14 protein-coding genes and 1 tRNA gene are annotated in these 20,325 nt (G+C 71.2%); 7 read left to right on the top strand and 8 right to left on the bottom strand.

From position 1 onward, the window contains the following. Positions 1-6 precede the first annotated feature (6 nt). Positions 7-3,078, top strand: a complete 3,072-nt coding sequence (locus tag AS25_RS05025) for a bifunctional [glutamine synthetase] adenylyltransferase/[glutamine synthetase]-adenylyl-L-tyrosine phosphorylase (protein ID WP_052160705.1) — start codon at positions 7-9, stop codon at positions 3,076-3,078. Here AS25_RS05025 and AS25_RS05020 read toward each other — a convergent pair. Both AS25_RS05020 and AS25_RS05015 read right to left on the bottom strand, forming a co-directional pair. Continuing rightward, positions 3,075-3,671 carry a DUF2231 domain-containing protein gene (locus tag AS25_RS05020; protein ID WP_035962236.1) on the bottom strand — a complete coding sequence of 199 codons (597 nt, stop codon included), beginning with the start codon at positions 3,669-3,671 and terminating at the stop codon, positions 3,075-3,077. The two genes, AS25_RS05025 and AS25_RS05020, sit on opposite strands and share 4 nt — an antisense overlap. Before the next feature lie 219 nt (positions 3,672-3,890). Further along, positions 3,891-3,966: transfer RNA gene (locus tag AS25_RS05015), tRNA-Arg, on the bottom strand. A 252-nt stretch (positions 3,967-4,218) separates the two neighbouring features. Between AS25_RS05015 and AS25_RS05010 the strand changes: the two genes are divergently transcribed. Both AS25_RS05010 and ettA read left to right on the top strand, forming a co-directional pair. Then, positions 4,219-4,953, top strand: coding sequence for a single-stranded DNA-binding protein (locus tag AS25_RS05010; RefSeq protein WP_084118001.1), 735 nt, complete (start codon positions 4,219-4,221; stop codon positions 4,951-4,953). A gap of 153 nt (positions 4,954-5,106) precedes the next feature. After that, the gene (gene ettA / locus AS25_RS05005) at positions 5,107-6,789 is read left to right on the top strand and encodes an energy-dependent translational throttle protein EttA (RefSeq protein WP_035962235.1); all 1,683 of its coding nucleotides are present in this window, start codon (positions 5,107-5,109) and stop codon (positions 6,787-6,789) included. 227 nt (positions 6,790-7,016) lie between these two features. Here the strand turns inward: ettA and AS25_RS05000 are convergent, their stop codons facing one another. The 4 genes from AS25_RS05000 to AS25_RS04985 form a co-directional block, all read right to left on the bottom strand. Next, a complete protein-coding gene (locus AS25_RS05000) occupies positions 7,017-9,827 on the bottom strand; it encodes a GNAT family N-acetyltransferase (protein WP_035962233.1) in 2,811 nt (936 codons plus the stop codon). Positions 9,828-9,997: 170 nt separating this feature from the next. Next, a complete protein-coding gene (locus tag AS25_RS04995) occupies positions 9,998-11,827 on the bottom strand; it encodes an IucA/IucC family protein (protein WP_035962231.1) in 1,830 nt (609 codons plus the stop codon). Further along, positions 11,824-13,893: a GNAT family N-acetyltransferase gene (locus AS25_RS04990; RefSeq protein ID WP_084117999.1), complete on the bottom strand. Its 2,070-nt coding sequence runs from the start codon at positions 13,891-13,893 to the stop codon at positions 11,824-11,826. The genes AS25_RS04995 and AS25_RS04990 overlap by 4 nt, the downstream gene beginning before the upstream one ends. After that, the gene (locus tag AS25_RS04985) at positions 13,890-15,434 is read right to left on the bottom strand and encodes a pyridoxal phosphate-dependent decarboxylase family protein (protein ID WP_035962229.1); all 1,545 of its coding nucleotides are present in this window, start codon (positions 15,432-15,434) and stop codon (positions 13,890-13,892) included. Before AS25_RS04985 ends, AS25_RS04990 begins: the two co-directional genes overlap by 4 nt. Before the next feature lie 203 nt (positions 15,435-15,637). Here AS25_RS04985 and AS25_RS04980 point away from each other — a divergent pair, with 203 nt between their 5' ends. Next, positions 15,638-16,408 (top strand): siderophore-interacting protein, encoded by a 771-nt coding sequence (locus AS25_RS04980; RefSeq protein ID WP_035962227.1) that lies wholly within the window; start codon positions 15,638-15,640, stop codon positions 16,406-16,408. Further along, positions 16,405-17,661, top strand: coding sequence for an MFS transporter (locus AS25_RS04975; RefSeq protein WP_035962225.1), 1,257 nt, complete (start codon positions 16,405-16,407; stop codon positions 17,659-17,661). The genes AS25_RS04980 and AS25_RS04975 overlap by 4 nt, the downstream gene beginning before the upstream one ends. Before the next feature lie 9 nt (positions 17,662-17,670). Here AS25_RS04975 and AS25_RS04970 read toward each other — a convergent pair whose 3' ends face one another. Next, a complete protein-coding gene (locus AS25_RS04970; protein WP_035962222.1) occupies positions 17,671-18,561 on the bottom strand; it encodes an acyl-CoA thioesterase in 891 nt (296 codons plus the stop codon). Positions 18,562-18,604: 43 nt separating this feature from the next. Between AS25_RS04970 and AS25_RS04965 the strand changes: the two genes are divergently transcribed. Together AS25_RS04965 and AS25_RS04960 are read left to right on the top strand one after the other, a co-directional pair. After that, positions 18,605-19,069, top strand: a complete 465-nt coding sequence (locus AS25_RS04965; RefSeq protein ID WP_035962220.1) for an acyl-CoA thioesterase — start codon at positions 18,605-18,607, stop codon at positions 19,067-19,069. Then, positions 19,069-19,779 (top strand): DUF8185 domain-containing protein, encoded by a 711-nt coding sequence (locus AS25_RS04960; protein ID WP_035962218.1) that lies wholly within the window; start codon positions 19,069-19,071, stop codon positions 19,777-19,779. Before AS25_RS04965 ends, AS25_RS04960 begins: the two co-directional genes overlap by 1 nt. A gap of 60 nt (positions 19,780-19,839) precedes the next feature. Here AS25_RS04960 and AS25_RS04955 read toward each other — a convergent pair whose 3' ends face one another. Then, positions 19,840-20,232 (bottom strand): globin, encoded by a 393-nt coding sequence (locus AS25_RS04955; RefSeq protein ID WP_035962646.1) that lies wholly within the window; start codon positions 20,230-20,232, stop codon positions 19,840-19,842. Between the last annotated feature and the right edge of the window lie 93 nt (positions 20,233-20,325).

Here is a 20,325-nt window from a genome sequence, read left to right as displayed (position 1 = left end):
CGGACCATGACTGACACCCCGGGCACCGCCAAGGAGCGCGCGGAGAAGATCTCGGCCAAGCAGCTGATCTCGATCGGTTTCGCGGACGTCACGAATGCCCGGCGCTGGCTGGGGTTCCGGGAACTGGACGACGTGGACCTGTCCGCGCTGCTCGCGGGACTGGCCCACGCGGCGTCGCCGGACGTGGCGCTGCAGCTCATCGTGCGGCTCATCGAGAACCACCCGGAGGTCGCGCGGCGAGTCAACGGGGACCCCCGAGAGTCCGAGACCATGTTCCGCTTGCTGGGTGCGTCCGAGGCACTGGGGGAGTTCCTGCTGCGCGCCCCCGAGAACCTGGACCTGCTGGACATCCCGCCCGTGGACGAGCCGAGGGCGGACCGCGCGGAGGTCTTCCGTGCGGCGCTGCTCGAATCCGTGGGCGCCGATCCGCAGGCGGACACCCCGGTGGCATCGCTCACGGGACAGGACGCGTACAAGGCTTTGCGCGTGGCCTATCGCCGCGGGCTCGCGCGCGTGGCCGTCCGGGACGTCGGGGCCGTGGACCCGGTGGCCTACATGCCCGCCGTCGGCCGGCAACTCGCGGACCTCGCCGGGGCCGCCCTCGAGGCCGGCCTGGCGGTGGCGCGCGCTCACGCCGCCGAGCGCTGGGAGCCCGCCCTCGTGGAGCAGGTACGGCTCGCGGTGATCGGCATGGGCAAGTGCGGCGCCCGAGAGCTGAACTACATCTCGGACGTGGACGTGGTCTACGTCGGGGAGACCCGGGCCTCCGACTCGGGCGATACCCCGGACGAGAGCACGAGCACGGAGATCGCAACCGAGATGGCCCACACCCTCGCGCAGGCCATGATGGCCGCCGGTCCCGAGCCGGCGTTGTGGGAAGTGGACGCGAACCTACGGCCCGAGGGCAAGGACGGGCCGCTCGTGCGGACACTGGAATCCCACGTGCGCTATTACAAGCGCTGGGCCAAGTCCTGGGAGTTCCAGGCGCTGATCAAGGCCCGGTGCGTCGCGGGCGATCAGGACCTCGGGCGCCGCTACGAGGCGGCCATCGCGCCGTTCATCTGGTCATCCGCCGAGCGCGAGGGCTTCGTGGAATCCGTCCAGGCCATGCGCCGCAGGGTCACGGAGAACATCCCTGAGGCGGACCGGGACCGGCAGATCAAGCTCGGACCCGGGGGACTGCGGGATGTCGAGTTCACGGTGCAGTTGCTACAACTCGTACACGGACGCTCGGATGAGACCGTCCGCACGCGTGCCACCACCGAATCCCTCGCAGCGCTGAGCGCGGGTGGCTACATTGGCCGCGCGGACGCCGAGGAGTTCGGACTCAACTACCGATGGCTGCGGTTGCTCGAGCACCGGATCCAGTTGTTCCGCATGCGGCGGACGCACCTGATGCCGCGCGACGAACGGGAACTGGCCGTCGTCGCCCGGTCCGTGGACGGCGCCGCCGAGCGCACGCACCCCACGGCCCAGAAACTCGTGAGCGACTGGAACGCGGCCAAGCGCTCCGTGCGCAGCATGCACGAGCGGATCTTCTACCGTCCCATGCTCGCGGCGCTAGCCAACGCGCCCGCGGACACCACCCTCACGACCGACGCCGCTCGGGACCGCCTCGCGGCACTCGGGTACCAGGACACCAAGGCCGCGATGCGACACATCGAGGCCCTCTCGCGCGGCGTGAGCCGGCGAGCCGAGATCCTGCGCACGCTGCTGCCGGTGCTGCTCGACTGGCTCGCTGAGGGCGTGGACCCGGACGCCGGTCTGCTCAACCTGCGCAGGGTGTGTGAGGCCCTGGGCAACACACCCTGGTTCCTGCGATTACTGCGGGATTCCAACGCCGCGGCCGAGCGGTTGTGTCACATCCTCTCGAGTTCTCGGTACGTCTCGGACCTGCTCGAAACCTCTCCCGAGGCGACGGCGTGGTTGGGCGACGACTCCCAGCTGGTCACCCGGTCCCTGGACGAGCTCGTGTCACAGATGCGCGCGCAGGTCGCTCGGCACCACGACCCGGGCGAGGCCATCCGGGCCGTGCGCCAGATCCGGCGCCGCGAACAGTTGCGCATCGCGCTCGCGGACACGAGCGGCGTCGCCAGCGTGGAGACCACCGTGACGGGTCTTTCGGACGTGGACCAGGCCACCGTGATGGCCGCGCTGTACCTTGCCCGCACCGAGTACGCGGCCGAGCACGACGGCGCTGTCCCCGCCGAGGTGCTCGTGATCGCCATGGGGCGCCAGGGCGGGCGCGAGATCGGTTTCGGCTCGGACGCGGACGTGATGTACGCGTACGCACCCGCCCCGGACGCGGACCCCGGGGAAGCGCGCAGTGCCGCGGAAACCGTGCTCAACCGCATGGTCAAGCTCCTGAAGCAACCGTGCACGCCGCCCGTGGTCGCCGAACGGGTCCTGGAGATCGACAACGACCTGCGTCCGGAAGGGCGCTCGGGCACCATGGTGCGGTCGGTGGCCTCGTACGCCGAGTACTACGAGCGCTGGGGTCAGACCTGGGAGTTCCAGGCCCTGACCCGCGCCCGGTACATGGCCGGTTCCGAGGACGTGGCCCAGGCGTTCTTCCGTGTGGTGGACCGCTTCCGGTACCCGGCCGAATTCACGGACCGTCAGCTCGTGGACATCCGGCGCATGAAGGCGCGCGTGGAGAGCGAGCGGATGCCCCGCGGGGCGGATCCCACCCGGCAGGTGAAGCTGGGCAGGGGCGGGCTCTCGGACGTGGAATGGCTCGTGCAGTTGCTGCAACTGCAGCACGCGCACGAGGTCCCCGAGCTGCGCACCACCTCCACGCTGCCCGCGCTGAACGCCGCGGTGGCCGCCGACCTCGTGGGCCCGGAGGACGCCGCCGTACTGGAGCACGCGTGGAAACTTGCCACGGACATCCGCAACGGCAACGTCCTGCGCTCCGGGCGGGCCTCCGATTCCGTGCCGTCACGCCGGGTGGACCTCGAGGCCGTGGCCCGGTGGATCGGCTACGAACCCGGTTCCGCCGCGCAGCTCGAGGAGGACTACCTGCGGATCACCCGGCAGTCCCGCTCGGTGTTCGAGCGGTTGTTCTACGGCCGCTAGTTCTGCGCCCGACCGTTCGTGCCGTCCTCGTAGGCCGCGTCCCGCGAGCCCACCTGACGCGCGACCGACAGGTGCCCGCCCAGGTAACCGCCCAGGCCGGCGGCGGACATGCCGCCCAGGGCGAGGACACGCCCCAGCCCGTGGCGTCCGGTGCAGCGGGCCACCCACGAGGCGAATTGCAGACCCGTGGCCAGGCCGTTGGACCCGGCGTGGATCACGGCCACACGTTTGTCCCGGTTCTGCAGCCCGTGGTACTCGGCCCATCCGGTCAGGGCAGATGGCACCGCCGAGAGGACACCCACGCCCGTGAGCACCCGCGCGGCGCGGACGGAGTCACGGCCACCCATGAGGTCGAGCACGAGCGCGCTCATCCACGTGCCCATGGGCACCTCGATGAGCAGCGGGTGCAGCGCGTGGCCCACCTGCTTGCCCTGCAGGAGGTCGCGAACGGTCGGATTCCCGGCCACCGCGGTGGCCACGGAATCGGCCGAGCTCACCAAGGGGTCCAGGGCGCTGCTGCCCTCGACCGTTTTCATCAGGGGAGTCAGGGGGCTCTCGGCATTCGAGGCGGGGGATTGGGTGGACTCATTCATGGTCGGTCCTCTCAGATGTGGGATGTCCCGCCATCCTCGCACCCCGCGGCGGGGAATGCACCCGCCCCTCGGGGTGTCCCGGTCCTGCGTGGAGTGGGCCAGTCAGCCCGGCGCTGCCTGTTGTGGTAGACCCGCCCGCTTCAACTGAGCAAAAGTAACCCGGGGCGCCCCTGGGCTGCTTTTGCTCCACGGGATTCTCGGTGGAACGGGCCTGGTGAGTGGTGCCCCAGGAGGGAGTCGAACCCCCGACCAAGAGATTAGAAGGCTCCTGCTCTATCCACTGAGCTACTGAGGCGGGTCGCCGAAGCGACGACTCAGTTTAGCAACGCCTCCGAGCCGCTCGCGCACGTGAGTTGCTCCGCCACCCCGTGCGGTCCGGGCTGCACAGATGGCCGACGTCGCCCGGCCGGGCATCGGGCTCTCCACACCTCCTTGAACGGACCGCCGACGCCGCGTCCCACGCGTCACGCTGGGCTCACCCCGATGCGGGGTTCACCCCTCACCCGCCGGCCTTCGGGCCGTGGGTGACCGAATGAAGGAGCACCCCATGAGCGAACACGTGACACTGCGCGGATTCGTGGGCAAGGACCCGCAGTCGCACCTCTTCGACGACGGCACGATGGCCGCCCGCTTCCGCCTGGCCACCACGTCCCGCCGTTTCGACGCCGCCACCCAGACGTGGCACGGCTCCGGCACCAACTGGTACTCGATCCGGTGCTTCCGCGCCCTGGCCATGCACGTCATGGCGAGCGTGCACTGCGGTCAACCCGTGGTGGTCACCGGCAAGCTCAGCATCAACGAGTGGCAGTCGGATTCCGGCCCGCGCACGATCGTGCAGGTGGATGCGGCGGCCGTGGGTCATGACCTGAGCTTCGGCACGGCCAACTTTGCCCGCTCGGGCGGGCGGAATCCGGGGGCCGGTACGGCAAGTGCCGCGCCGGGTGACGGACAGGGGTCTGACGACATCGGCATGGACGGCGCCGGGGAGGACTCGAACGAGAACGCCGGGACCGCCGGGCACGATCGGTACCGCTCCGCTCAGTCGATGGGACTGTCCGACGAGGGGTTCGTGGATCTCACCTCCGGGGCGGTGATCGCGGTGGGGGAGCAGGACCACACGTTCGACGGCCTGACCCCGGCCGCTCCCGACGCCAGTGCCGCGGTCGGGGGCACCCTGGGTGACACGGAGGGGATGGACGAGGACGCCGAAGACGAGCCCCGTGACGGCGCCGACCGGACGCGTGAAACCTCCGACCTGGAGGGGGCGACCACGGGTGGCTGACTAGTAGGGGGCAGGCGGTGTCGTCGCACCAGGGAGCGATTCCGGAACGGGGACCGCACGGCCGGGGGACCGCGGCGCGGCGACGCCGGGAGGTGAGGGAACGACGTCGCTCCGTGGCTCGCGCGGGTGCGGCGGCGCGGTAGCCTGGAGGGTATGGCGGAATTTATCTACACCATGAACAAAGCCCGCAAGAAAGTGGGCGACAAGGTCATCCTCGATGACGTCACCATGTCGTTCTTCCCCGGCGCCAAGATCGGCGTGGTGGGGCCGAACGGTGCAGGTAAGTCGACGATTCTGAAGATCATGGCGGGGCTGGACCAGCCCTCCAACGGCGAGGCGCGCCTGAGCCCCGGCTACTCCGTGGGCATCCTTTTGCAGGAACCCCCGTTGAACGAGGACAAGACCGTCCTGGGTAACGTGGAGGAGGGCGTCGGCGAGATCAAGGCCAAGCTCGACCGCTTCAACGAGATCTCCGCCGAGATGGCCGAGCCGGACGCCGACTTCGACGCCCTGATGGAAGAGATGGGCAAGCTGCAGGAAGAGATCGACGCCGCCAACGCGTGGGATCTCGACTCCCAGCTCGAGCAGGCCATGGACGCGCTGCGGTGCCCGCCGCCGGACGCGGATGTGAAGGTGCTCTCCGGTGGTGAGCGCCGTCGTGTGGCGCTGTGCAAGCTGCTGCTCGAGAAGCCGGACCTGTTGCTGCTGGACGAACCCACCAACCACCTGGATGCCGAGTCCGTGCTGTGGCTTGAGCAGCACCTGGCCTCCTACCCCGGTGCGGTGCTGGCCGTGACCCACGACCGGTACTTCCTGGACCACGTGGCCGAATGGATTTGCGAGGTGGACCGCGGCCGCCTCTACCCCTACGAGGGCAACTACTCCACGTACCTGGACACCAAGGCCAAGCGCATGGAGATCCAGGGCAAGAAGGACGCCAAGCAGGCCAAGCGCCTTAAGGACGAACTCGAATGGGTCCGTTCCAACGCCAAGGGCCGCCAGACCAAGTCCAAGTCCCGTCTGGCGCGTTACGAGGAGATGGCGGCCGAGGCCGAAAAGACCCGGAAGCTGGACTTCGAGGAGATCCAGATCCCGCCGGGGCCCCGCCTGGGCAACCAGGTCATCGAGGCCAGCAACCTCAAGAAGGGCTTCGGTGACCGCTCCCTGATCGACGGGCTCTCGTTCTCGCTGCCGCGCAACGGCATCGTGGGCGTGATCGGGCCCAACGGTGTGGGTAAGTCCACGCTGTTCAAGACCATCGTGGGCCTCGAACCGCTCGACGGCGGCGAGCTGAAGATCGGCGATTCCGTGCAGATCTCCTACGTGGACCAGAACCGCGAGAACCTGGACCCGGAGAAGACCCTGTGGGAGGTCGTCTCGGACGGGCTGGACTACATCAACGTGGGCAAGGTCGAGATGCCCTCGCGCGCGTACGTGTCCGCGTTCGGCTTCAAGGGCCCGGATCAGCAGAAGAAGGCCGGCGTGCTCTCCGGTGGTGAGCGCAACCGCTTGAACCTCGCGCTGACCCTGAAGCAGGGCGGCAACCTGCTGCTGCTGGACGAGCCCACCAACGACCTCGACGTGGAGACCCTCGGTTCCCTGGAGAACGCACTTCTCGAGTTCCCGGGCTGCGCCGTGGTCGTCTCCCACGACCGGTGGTTCCTGGACCGCGTGGCCACCCACATCCTCGCGTGGGAGGGCACCGAGGAGAACCCCGACCGCTGGTACTGGTTCGAGGGCAACTTCGACGCGTACGAGGAGAACAAGGTGGAGCGCCTCGGCGCCGACGCCGCTCGGCCCAAGCGCCTCACGCACCGTCGTCTCACGCGCGACTGACGTTCGCGCCACCGCGGGTCCTGTGCCCGCACCGGCCCGGCGCCCTCGGCCACCGCACACGCGGTGACCGGGGGCGGCGTCGGTTCGGGAGCGGGCCGGACCGCGGTGTCCGTGGACCGCTCTGCCCCGGGTGAAACCCATGAAGCCAGGCTCGTGCGACCGCCCGGTCAGCCCACAAGGATGCGGCGGCTCGCAACGTCAGCCCCCGAATCGACCACCGGTCGTGCTCAGCGGGACTCGGTGAGCCCGCCAACGCGAAGGAACGCCAACTGCCCGGTCTTCCCCGGTAACCGGATGGTCGGGCCGAGCTCGAAACCCGTGGCGATGAGTCGGGCCACGGCTCGGTCGTTGGACACGTCCGGTTCCGCCACGATTCGTCGGGTGCCGCAGCGTGCGAGCTGCGCGATGATGAGGCGCCCGAGTGCCGCGGTGAGTCCCGGGCGGCGGGTGCGCACGGGCGCCAGCAGGACATGCACCCCCAGGTCCCCGGGTTCCACCCGATACGTCGCGCCCACCGGATCAGCGTGGGGTTCGTAGCTCTGGAAGATACCCATGGGGGTACCGTCGAGTTCCAGGAGCCACGCATGATGCGTGGGCGAGGCATCCAGGTACTCGTACACCTCGCGCACCTGCTCGCGGGTCCACCCCGTCATGCCCCAGAAGCGGGCTCGCGGCGCACGGACCCATTCGTGGATCACGGCCGCGTCCCGCCCCGGATCCACGGGCCTCAGCGTCACGCGCGGGCCCGGCGCGGACTGATCGGGTAGCGGTGGCAGTGCGCCCAGGTCGATGGATCCACCGGACGAGCCGGATGAGCTGGCCGAGCCGGCCGGACCGGCCGGACCCATCGCGCCGGACCTCCCCACGGAACCAGCCGGAACCCACGGCAGAGCGTGATCCATCTCCCCGCGCGACCACCGGTGCAGCGGCGGTTCCGTGCACTCGCCCCGGGCCACGGGGTCGGGTGTGATCCACCATGACGCCGCGGGGTCGGCCAGATCCCACAGCACCCGCGCAGCGGGGACACGCACGCACGCGGGTCCCGTGCCCGGTAGTGTCCCCGCCGCGAGCAGGCAGTCCGCGTCCCCGCCCACGGGAACGGGGTCCGCCGCGGTCAGGGCCGGGTCACTACGCCACGGGGTGTACACATGCAGTGCGCCCCACGGCGGCAGCGCCGTACCCGGGTGCTCGTGGGCGACCCGTTCGAGGGCCGTCCTGGCGCACCAGCGGACGTCCACTCCCAGGTCAAGGCCGTGACGCACGATGTTCTCCACCGCGAGTCCCACTCGTCCGGGCCCGTGCAGGAACGGGTCCCACACGGTCGGCATGCCTGTGGGTCCCGAGAGCACCGATAGCGGGGTGGTCCGCATGAGCTCGTGCACGAAGGCATCCCGCCAGACGGCGAACAACGACGCCGCCTGGGACCCCGCCGCCATCGACCCGTCCCAGTCGAGCAGCGCCGCACGGACGGTGTGCGCCGCTTCCGACGACGCATTCGTCGTTCGGGACTCCCCCTTCCGTCGCGATGCCGCACCGGCGGCCGACGGCGCACCCGCAGGTCCCGACGCCACGTCCGGATCCGGCGCCGCCCGCACTTGCGTCCTGACGCCCTCCCGCGCCACGGTGGCGGCCGGGTCCGACACGGCGGTCGGAGACGTGTCCGCGAACAGCTCCCTCAACAGCACAGGCCAGTGCGGAGCGGCGGTGTCCAGCTGGGCCGCCAACAGGTCCTCATGACGCACGGCACCGTGTTCGGCCACGGCGGCGTCGAGCAGGTGCATTGCCCGCCGGGCCCGGTGCGGGGGCGCGCACGCGAGCCGCGCGGCCGAAGCGCAGGGGTCCGAGGGGCGCTGATTGGCGCGCACGGTGATCCCGTGCAGCGGTCGGGACGGTTCGGCGGCCCCCAGGAACGACCCCGTGACCGTGTGCCGGCATGAGCCGTCGCGGTCGGCGGCCACCACGTCGTTGCACGGCACGGCCCACCCGGACACCGCCTCCATGACGTTGCCCGCCGTGCGCGCCGAGAGCAGCTCACGGCATGCCGAGAACGCCCGCGCAGGGTCCGCCGTGGGCGCGGGGGACACCACGGTGACGGTGGTAGTGGACCCGGGCACAGCGGCGTCGAGCACGGCTTCCGCGGCGGGAGTGCCCGGCAGAACGAACCCCGCCGCGCACGAGCGGAGCGAACAGGTCCGTTCCACGCCGCCGCGCGCCCGCAGCACCACCGAGCGGTGCTCGAGCCGCTCACCCGTGGCCGCGACGTGCCACGCGCCCTGCCGGTTCTCGAGCTCGAGGTCGACGACGCGTTCCGTGACCGTCATCGCGGCCGTGATGGCCCACGCGGCAGTCTCGGTACGCCCGAAGTGCGGGACCCCGGGCAACCCCACGAGCGCGAGACCCCGCACCCGGACGTCCGGGGTGGAGAAGCACACGGGCTGATAGGGCCCCGATTCCTCCACGACACGGTGCGGGTCCGCCGCGAGCAGCGGTGCGCCGCTCGCGGACAGCTCGCCGGGGACGAGCCACGCGTTCGATCCGGCGGCCGCGGGGGATTCGGCGTCCAGCAGGGGGACCCAGGCGTCGCCGAGCTCGCGTCGCACGCGGCGTCGCCACAGTTGCTCGGGGAGACTGCCCGTGAGCAGGTGCGCGTCCAGGTGCACGGCCATCGGGGTCCACGGGTCCCACGGCCGCACGGGCCGCTCGGTGAGGCCGAGCTCGCGCACCTCGCGGGTCCCGGGCCACGTCTCGGCCAGTGCGTCGCTGATCCCGCGCGCGTACGCGGCGAAGAACTCCCGGTCCTGCGCCGACGCCGCGTCCCACCACCGTCTGGCCGTGCCGGGGACATCCGCGGCCAGGGTGAGGTGATCGCCGTCGAGCCCGTCCGGTCCCACGAGCTCCGCCGAGCGCCCCTCGGCGCGATGACGCAGGACCTCCACGTGCCAGGCCCTGTCCAGGCCGGTCACGTAGCCGTGGCCGTGCGCCAGCGCGGTGAGGTCGTCCGCTTGCACGTGGGGCACACCGGAGGGATCGCGCCACAAGCGCCACCCGGGGCCGGACCGTTCAGGGCCGGGCCGCCCGGCAGCAGACTGCTCAGAACCGGTCCGCGCGGGGTCAGAGAGCATGACACCCCGTGACCCGCGAGAGGCACGCCCCGGCTCAGCGCCGTCGGCGCGCACTCCCGCGGACCCGCCGCCGGTAGACCGTGCGCTCACGACGCGGGGCCCGCATCAGGGGAGCGGAACGCGGCCAGCGGATTGGTCAACCGACCGGCGTAGGACAGGGACGCCGACTGGTCGGCCAGATCCACCATGCGCTGCGGGTTGCGCAGCTGCAGCCGGTTCAGACACGAGTGGGCGAAGGTCTCCCGGAACAGGTCCAGCTCGCGCCAGTGCTCGGGGAAGCGCTCGCGGTGCTCGTCCAGGACCTCGGCCGCGAGCGCCCAGAACTCCTGTTCGGGGAGCGCCCCGGAGGTGTGCAGGAGCACCGCGAGGTGCCGCAGGACGCCGTCGACCACGTCCGTGTGGATGGACAGCTCCCGCTGTTCCGGCTCCACCACGGAACGGATGCGTTCGATCCCCTGGGGCAGGGGTCGGTTGCTGAGCACCGCGACCTCCTCCCCGATGTCCTTCCAGAACGCACCGACCGGGAACCCGTCGCGCAGGCGCAGGATCACGTTCTCGCTGTGGGGCATGAGCGCGATGTCCTGGGACAGCAACAGGTGCGCGACCGGGGCCAGGTAGACGTCGAGCAAGGCGCGCACCCAGTCCCTCGCGGTGACTCCCGACCGTTCGATCCACGCCCCCGCGAGGGGCCGCCCGGCGCGGTCCCGGTGCAACACCCCGGCCAGGCTGGCCGCGTGTTCCCCGGGCTCGAGCAACGGCACCGGGGACTCGCGCCACAGCGCTGCCAACTGTTTGGTGTGGTCGGAGGCCACACCGCTGCGGTGGTGGGCGTCGCCGGTGTAACCCACCGCGGCGTGCTCGCGCAGCACCCGGATCCCGCGTGAGCGCAGGAACGGGTCCTCCCGGGTGATCCCGTGCAGCCAGTCACTCACGGCGGGCATCGTGCGCATGTAGGCGGGGGAGAGCCCGCGCAGGAACCCCATGCTGTGCACCCCGAGCGCGGTCTTGGCGTAATCCCGCGCCGGATCGCTCACGTCCAGGAACGTGCGCACGGACTGCTGCGCGCGCCACTCGTGCTCACTGCGGCCCACCAGGATGAGGTCGCGCCGCAGCACGTCCGGGAGCATCCCGGGCAGGATGCGGTGCTCCCACTGCCACGGGTGCACCGGGATGAACGTGTACTCGTCCGGGTCCTCGCCGGCCTCGGTCACCGCCGCGCGGAAGCAGTCGCGCTCACCGGCGGTGAGGTGCCGGTCCTCATGGTCACGTTCGTTCACGTGCTGCCCCAGGGACACGGTGCACAGACTGCGACGCGCGGCGAGCCAGGTCAGCCGGGCGGGGTGCGCCGCCTCGGGCGCCCACGAGGTCTGTTCGGACGCACCCATGCCCACCCGGCCCGAGCTCGCGACGAATCCGGGGTGTCCCCGGTCCAGGAAGCGTTCCACTTCGGCGAGGTCCGCGGTCGCCAGTTCCGCGGCGGTCGGTGCGGGCGCGGCACGACGGCGCGCCATCGAGTACATGGTCGCGGACAGGTCCTCGAGGTACAGCGGGAGCATCTCGTCGCTGAGTCCCAGGACGTCCTTGAGGTCCAGCACGGCCTGCTGGGCGTCCAGTTCCTCGCCGGCGTCCCCGGGGACGATGCGCCGCACCGACGCGGGGTCCACCTCCCAGTGCTTGAGCGGGTGCTGCGTGGCCTCGAAGTACCAACACGGGTGCCCGGCGGCGTCGGCCACGGTCCAACCGTCGCCGTGCGGGGCGGGGTACAGCAGCCGTTCGTGGCTGAACTCGGAGAACATCTTGGCGAGCACATCCCGCTGCAGTCGCCGTGCGGTCCGGCGGTCCAGCCGGGGCTCGTCGCTCGCCGGGGAGACCACCCGCTGTTCATCGGGGATGCGGGTTTCGACGACGGCGCTCATCGGGTCACCTCCGCGCGCTCGGCCACGGAGGCTTCCGTGTCCGCGGTCCGTTTGTGGTCCTGCGGTCCGTCCCCGCGGACGACGACGCTCACGGACGCGGTCTTCTCCGCCAGGTGGCACTCGCCCACCTCACGGAACCCGGCCCAGCGGTTGATTGCGCGGATCCGCTCGTTGCGGACGTCGGGTTCCACGAGCACGCGGTGCACCGCGGGGTCCGACCACAGCAGGTTCAGCGCCGCCGCCATCACGGCTCGCGTGGTCCCCGGAACCGGACGGGACGTGGGGGCCACGAACAGGTGCAGACCGGCGTCGCCGTCGCGGACCGGCCACACCGCGGCCAGGGGGCTGCGGGCGGGGTCGTACGTCTCGAGCAGCGCGAGCGGGCGGTCGTGTTCGCTGACGATCCAGGCGTCCTCTGCGTCCGCCGCGGTCATCCTGTGGTACTCCCGGGAAATCGTCTGCTCGTCCGCGCCCACGAGTCCCCACGCGTGCGCACGCGGGGAACTCAACCACGCGTGCAACAGCGCCGCGTCCCCGTCCGGGTCCACCGGCCGCAGCGTGAACGCGCGCCCGAGAGCGCGGGTCTCGAACGCGCCGTCGGGCCCCACGGCGGGGGCGACATGACGCTGGGGGACGTGACCGAAACTCTGGAACGTCGTGTGGTCCTCGGTGATGTACGGTGTGCGGCCCGTGACGTGCGCGAGCACGTGCGCGTTGCGCAGCGGTCCCATCCCCAGGTCGGGTGCCGTGAGCGCATGCGTGTGCTCGCCGTGGTTGAGTACGTGCACGGTCCCGTCCGGGCTGGCCCGGTGGTACCGGTCGGGGCTGAGCCGCCCTGCGGCGTCGAGCGAGAGCTGGTCCCGGACCGGTGCGAGCCAGTCCGGGGCCGCGGACCGGTAGCCCGTGGCCGCGACGACGGCATCGGTCACGGTCTCGCGCACGTGGTGGTTCTCCGAATTGCGCCAGCGCAGGACGGTGCGCCCGGCCTCGTGCCACGCGTCCACGAGTTCGGTGGCCGCGACGAGGCGCACGGGCGGGGCGTCCGGGTCGTTGCGGCGCACGTACAGGGCCTCGTGGATCGCGTCGATCGTCGCGTCCGAGATGCCGCGGTGCAACTGGGGTTGGGACGCGTTGAGCCGGTCCCGCTCGGCCTCCGGGAGGGACCGGAAGTGGTCTAGGTAGTCGGGCGACGTCAGTTCGAGGCTGAGCTTGGAGTACTCCATGGGGTAGAACCGTGGTGAACGGGTGAACCAGTCCACGGCCGGCCCGCCCGGGGTGTGCAGCAGGTCCAGGAACACCTCCGCGGCCGACTGCCCCGAGCCGATCACGGTCACGTGCTCCTCACTCACCAGGGTCTCCCGGCGGGACAGGTACTCACTCGCGTGCACCGTGGTGTCCGGGACGCCGGACAGTTCGCCCGGCGTGCGGGGGACCGTCCCCGTGCCCACGACCAGGTGGCGCGCCCACCACGAGTGCTCGACGCCGCGGGTCCGGGCCGTGACGCGCCACGGACCCTCACCCGTCGGGCGGGTGACCTGGGTGACCCGGTGTCCCCAGTACACCCCGCGGACTCGCTGCGCGGCCCATCGGCAGTACGCGTTGTAGTCCCGCCGCAGCGGGAAGAAGGACTCACGGACGTAGAACGGGTACAGCTCGCCGGTTTCCTTGAGCCACTGCAGGAACGAGAACCGCGAGGTGGGATCGGCCATGCTCACGAGGTCCGCGAGGAACGGGACCTGCAGCGTGGCGTCGTCGAACAGCAACCCGGGATGCCAGTTGAAACCGGGGGCCGCGTCCAGGAAGGCTGCGCGGACGTCCGGCAGAGGGTCGGTGAGGCATGCGAGTCCGAGTCCGAACGGGCCCACCCCCACGCACAGCAGGTCCAGGGGGTCGTCCGGGGTGCCACGCTGAACGGTGCCCGGGGCGTCAGTGGGGGACGGCGCGGCGTCTTGGAACGGGACGGCGTCCGACGGCGTCGATGCCTGGTCCGCGGGCCGGGAGCCGTCGTGTGCCGGTCCGGTTCCGTGCCGGCGGTCGGGGTGGGATGCGGTCGTGCGGGGGGTCATGCGCGGGCCTTTCCGGTGCGATCGTGGGCGGTGAGTGACAGGGCGGTCTCGTGGATCAGGTCCAGGACCTCCCGGACGTCGTCGAGGGTCGTCTGCGGGTTGAGCAGGGTGAATTTGAGGCAGGGGCGCCCGGCCACCTCGGTCTCGGCCACGGTGGCGCGGCCGGTGTCCCACACCGCGCGGCGGATCGGGCGCACCCAGCGGTCCGCGGTCTCATCGACCGCGTCCGGGCCGGTGCCCGTGGTGGAGGAGGCGTGCGCGGCGAGTGGAGCCCCCGCGGCGTCGTCGTTCCCCGCCTCCGGAGGTGTCCACCGGAACAGCACGGTGCTCAGGGACGGGTCGCACACGAGCTCGAAGCGCGCATCCGCGCGCACCTCGTGGGCCACGCGCGCCGCGAGGTCGATGACGGCGTCGAACATCGCGCCGATCGCGTCCGGACCCATCGTGCGCAGCGTGACCCACAGCTTGAGCGCCTCGAAACGGCGCGTGGTCTGCAGGGAGCGGTCCACCTGATTGGGTTCGGGGGTGTCCGCCGGGTTGAGGTACGCGGCGTGATGCGCGCAGTGGCGCAGCGTGCGGCCGTCCCGCACGATCACGGCGGAGCACCCGATGGGCTGGAACCACGCCTTGTGGAAGTCCACGGTCACGGAATCTGCCCGCTCGATCCCGGCGAGCCGGTCGCGGCGCGTGGGGGAGACCAGCAGTGCGCCGCCGTAGGCCGCGTCCACGTGGAACCAGACCCCGTGCTGCGCACACACCTGCGCGACGTCCTCGAGCGGGTCGATCGTGCCGCGGTCCGTGGTGCCCGCGGTGGCCACCACGGCCATGGGGGTCAGCGACTGGGTCGCGAGGTCCGCCAGCACCCGCCGCAGCGCCGGCACGGACAGTGCCCCCGCGGCGTCGACCGGGACCGGGACCACGCAGTCGTCGTCGAGTCCCAGGATCCGCGCGGCCGTGCTGACCGAGAAGTGGCTCTCCGCGCTCGCGAGGATGCGCAACGACGCCGCTCGCACCGGGCGCGGGGCCGCGTGCGGGGTGCGCGCGGAGCGTTCGAGGCATTCGTCGCGCGCGAGCATGAGCGCCTGCAGGTTGGAGGTCGTCCCGCCCGGGGTGAACATGCCGTCCGCGATGTCCGGGAAGCCGATGCGCTGAGCGGTCCACGTCAGCAGCGAGCGTTCCATCACGGTCGCCGCCTTGGACTGGTCCCATGTGTCCATCGAGACGTTGACGGTGGCGGCCAGGGTCTCCGCGGCGACCGCGGGGACGGCCACGGGGCAGTTGAGGTGCGCGAGCGTCCGGGGGTGATGGAACCACACCGCGTGGCGCAACCACGTGCGGTCGAGCTCGTCCACCGCGGCGCCGAAGTCGTGCAGCGGGGCGTCCAGGTCGATCCGTGACAGGGCCCGGTCGATCTCGTCGTGGCTCGCGGGTTCGTGGGGTTGTCGCGCCCCGGCCAGGCGCGCCGCACCGGCGGCGGCGGCCGCGGTGACATCGCGCATGAGGTCCGTGACGGTGTCCGCGTGGAGCAGGAATGAACTCATGGAACGGTTCGGCTTTCATTCGGGGGCACTCGGATGCAATAAGCTACACGGTGGTAACTAATTGCTGGTAGGTTAGGCTAACCTAAGATTCGGCGGTTGTGTACCGCCCGATCCACCCCGGAATCGGCGGGTCCGCCTCGCGGCCTGCCGGTTCCTTCCGGGCCGGTGTCCCGTGACCCGCCCGCCGAACGAGGAGAACGCCCGTGCCCCACTGGGAACGTCTGGCCGTCCGAGCCCTCGGGGCTTCCGAGACCGTGCTCACGGTGGTGAGCCGGCACGACCTCGGCCCCGCCTACACGCGCATCACCGTGCGGGACGAGGGATTCCTCGTGCGCCGCACCCCGTTCCCGACTATGTGGTTGCGGTTGTGGTTCACGTCCCGCGGCAAGGACCACCAGCGGGCGTTCACGGTGGTCGACCCCCGCCCGGACGAGGGCGTCTTCGCCATGGAGTTCGCGCTGCACGACGGCGCCTCCTCCGACTGGGCGCGCACGTGCGCTCCCGGGGACACCATCCGGGCATCGCTGCTCGGCAGCACCCCGCCCTGGCCGCCGCGCAGGACGCCGCGCCGCGGTCACGGGTCCGAACCCGCTCCGGGCCTCGACGCCGACTTCTCCGGACGCACCGTGCTCGTGGGGGACCCCGCGAGCCTGCCCGCGCTGAACTCCATGCTCCCGCTGTTGGGAACCCGCGACGTCGAGGTGTGGTTCGAGTACCGCGACCCGCGCGACGCCGGCCTGCCCCTGGCCGCCGCACAGCGCCACCGGGTGCACACGGTGCACCACACCGGTGAAGGGGCGGACGTGGCCGCGGCCGTGCTCGCGCACTGGGAGACGCATCCGCCCGCACCGGGGGACCGGTACTGGATCGCCGTGGAGGCGCAACAGAACCGCCTGCTGACCACGGCCCTGCGCACCCACTACGGCGTGCCCCGCACACACATCGACGCCACCGCCTACTGGAGGAACATATGAGCACCATGACCCTGTCCGCGCCCGCGGGGATCCGCACGAACCGTGGGTTCTGGGGGCTGCTCTGGGCGCTGTACACCACGCAGTTCATCGGGGCGGCGTTCCTGTCCACCGGCCTGGTGGGCATCCTGCGCGACGGCGGCACGGACCTGGGGACCCTGGGCGCCCTGCAACTGCTCGCCCTCGTGTGGCCCGTGAAGTTCCTGTGGGCACCCCTGATCGATCGGTGGGCGCCGGGCCGGGCGCGCGGGCACTACAGGTCGTGGTTGCTCGTGCTGCAACCCCTCATGGTGCTCGCCCTGCTGGCCATGGCGGTGTTCGCCGACCCGCAGGACGGTCTGGGGGTCATCGTGATCCTGGCCGCGGCGTTCGTGCTCTTCTCCGCGACGCAGGACATCGCGGCGGACGCGCTGTCCGTGAGGGGTCTCGATCGCTCCCAGCACGATCTCGGTGCGGGGGTCCAGGTGGGGGCGAGCTACATCGGAACCGTGATCGGCGGCGGATTGGCCCTGCTGGTCTACGACGCGTGGGGATGGCGGGCCGCGGTGATCGCGCTCGCACTGTGCACCGCGGCCGCGATGGTCCCGGTGCTGCGGCACCGGGAACCGGAGCGGGCGGCGTCGAACGCGCGACCCCGCGGACTCTCCGGAATGTTCGGCGTGCTGGCCGTGCCGGGGGCCAAGGCCTGGGCGCTCGGTGGGGTCCCCCTGGTGACGTTCGGCTCCGCGGCCGTGTGGTCGCTCGTGACCCCGGCACTCGTGGACGCGGGGTGGTCACTGGCCTTCATCGGCGCGGTCACCTCCATGATCGCGGCGGTGCCCGCCCTGGCCGCGGCACTCCTGGGCGGCCGGTTGTGCCGACGGCGCGGTCGCGGCGTCACGCTGTTGGTCGGCGCCGGGATCCAATTGCTCGGTGGGGTGTGTCTGGCACCCGTCGTATGGCCCGGTGCGGGCGTGGACCAGTGGCTGCAGGTGCCGCTGGGCGTGGTGGGAGCATGCGGCGTGCTCGCGGGCTACACCGTGATGAACACGGGCATCTACGCGGTGAACCTGGACCTCGCGCGCCCCGGGTGCGCCGGCGCCGACTTCACGCTGCTGAGCTCCATCGGCATGCTCGGCGGGAGCATCGGTGCGTGGGCGGGCCTGTTCCTGGCCGGCATGGCCGGCTACGGCGCGTCCCTCGTGCTCGGACTCGCGGTGGCCGTGGCGGGCGTGATCGTGTGCCGGTCGCACCCGCTGCTTACCCGCCGGGCGTAAGGGCCAGGCTCAGTGGAACTCGGGCAGGCGCATCATGCCCTCCTGCACCGTGGTGGCGATCATGGTGCCGTCCCGCGTGAACATCTTGCCGATGGCCAGCCCCCTGGCCGAGGAGGCACTGGGGGAGGTCTGGGTGTAGAGGATCCACTCGTCCGCGCGGGCGTAGCGGTGCCACCACATCGCGTGGTCCAGGGACGCCACGTTCATTTCCGGTTCCACCCAGGACTTGCCGTGGCGGCGCAGGATGGGCTCCATCATCGTGTAGTCGGAGACGTAGGCCAGGGCCGCCCGGTGGATGTTCGGGTCGTCCGGCAAGGGGGCCAGCGCCTTGATCCACACCGCGTTGTACGCATCCTGCGGCCCCTTCCACGGCAGGAACAACGGCTCGGTCACGTAGCGCATGTCGAAGGGCCGCTCGAACGCGGTCGCGCGGGCCTCGGGGATGTCCAGTGCCCCGAGCGTCTCGCGCAGTGCGGGCAGCGACTCCGGATCGGGCACGTTCTCGGGCATGGGCTCCTGGTGCTCCAACCCCTCGGCGGGATCCTGGAAGGACGCGATCACGGACAGGATGGTCTTCCCGTGTTGGTAGGCGTGGATCCGCCGGGCGGAGAACGAGCGACCGTCGCGGACCCGTTCCACCCCGAACGTGATGGGGACCTCGATGTCACCGCCACGCAGGAAGTAGGCGTGCAGGGAGTGGATGTGCCGGTCCGGCTTGACGGTGCGCATGGCCGCCATGGCCGCTTGCGCCAGGACCTGCCCCCCGTACACCCGCGCTCGCGGCGAGGTGATGGTGTTGCCCACGAAAATGTCTTCCGTGGTGCGGGCCCCTCCTCCGTCCGCGAGTTGGAGCATCTGGATGAGGGCTTCCACGGGGTCCTGCAACGGGTCGACTGTCATGGCACCACTCTAAACCGGGCATCGGGTGTGATCTGATAGAGCCATGACTTCCCTCAACGTTCCCGTCCAGATGCGGTTCTTCGACCAGGACCAGTACGGCCACATCAACAACGTGACCATGCTGCGCTACTTCGAGGACGCCCGCGTCCGGCTCACGGCGTCCCCCATCAAGGCGGACGCCCAGCATGGCATCCCCGAGGACACGACCTTCCGCGAATCGGTGGGCAAGAACCGCACCGTGGTGGTGCACCAGAGCGTGGACTACAAGGAGCAGCTGTTCTTCCGCCAGGAGCCGGTGTACGTGCGCACGTGGATCTCGCGCGTGGGTGGTTCGTCGTTCACGATCTCCTACAGTCTTCAGGAGGAGGACGGCTCGCACGTCTACGCCCAGGGTGAGTCGGTCATCGTGATCATGGACCCGGACACGGGCAAGAGCATGAAGCTCACGGACGACCACAAGGCGCTGCTGGCCACGCTCGAGGACGAGGTCAAGGAGCCGGACGAGTGATGAGCGAACCCGGTGACTCTCGGACGGACGGGTTCCTGCTGCAGGACCGGCAGGACGCCGCCGATCTGGCCACGTACCTGAGCCGCGCCCGCTCGGTGGACCCGCACGCGGCCGTCCGGTTGCAGGGGATGGATCGCGTGCTCGCGGCGTGGGTCTCGGTCATCCACCCGGCCGGTCTCCTGGACACCGCGCCCGTGGTGCTGGGACTGCGCACCATGTCCCTCGCGGCCTCGTGCGAGCTGGACGTCACGGTGGCCGCTGCCGCCATCACGGATCGGCTCGCGCGCGAGACCGGGTCCCGCGCGGGATCAGACGACGCCCCGGTGTGGGTCAGCGCCCCGCCGCAAGAGGTCTCGGCCTCCTGGGCGGGGATCGTGGCCCCCCGCACGGGGTGGCACTCGATGGGTTCCGTGCCCGCCCACCGCGTTCGCGACGTGGCGCACCGCGGTATCCGGACCGTGTCCGATTCCGTGCCCACCAACTCCGGCGCCGCCGTGGTCCAGAAGGTCCGCGCGCGGGTGTGGGGTGCCGGGTCCGGTTGGGGTCCCCTGGAGGGCCCGGAGATCCCCGACGGCGCCGCGTTCGCCCTGGACGTCCTGGGGTTCATCCCGGCGTCCGAATCGGACGTGCACGTCGCGGCCGAGGCCTCGGGCCAGTGGGTGCGCCTGAGCACGGGCGCGGGTCACGTGCTCGTCAAGGTCTCCCGCTGAGACCCGGCCCCGCCCGGTAAGGCAGTGCCGGGACCGGGCCCGGCTTGCGAGGAGAACGCCTCAGCCGGGGCGGTTGACCATCGCGTGGGCGGCGCGGTCGAAGTAGTCCCACATGATGCCGTCGTGTAGCGGGGACAGCTCCAGGGTGTCCATGGCCGCGCGCATGTGCGTCAACCACGTCTCTCGCGCCCACGTGTCCACGGGGAACGGGGCGTGGCGCATCCGCAGCCGGGGGTGCCCGCGCTGCTCGGAGTAGGTGGTGGGCCCGCCCCAGTACTGCTCCAGGAACATCCGCAGCCGCTCCTCCGCGGGTCCCAGGTCCTCCTCGGGGTACAGCGCCTTGAAATCGGGGTCCTGCGCCACGCGCGCGTAGAACTCCCGGGTGAGCTTGGCGAACGTCTCGTGCCCGCCCACCTGGGCGTAGAACGAGTCCGACGACGCCGCTTCGGCCACGCCCCGCGCGTCCCCCACCTGTTGTGGGGGCTGGGTCACCGAGCCGGCGGCCGACCGGGACCCCACCGCACCCAGCGTGAAGGTGCGCCGCCC

The organism is Kocuria marina (assembly GCF_000786655.1).
Taxonomy (GTDB): Bacteria; Actinomycetota; Actinomycetes; order Actinomycetales; family Micrococcaceae; genus Kocuria; species Kocuria marina_A.
The sequence above is the reverse complement of the archived record's forward strand: the minus strand, read 5'-3'. Positions and strand labels throughout refer to the sequence as shown.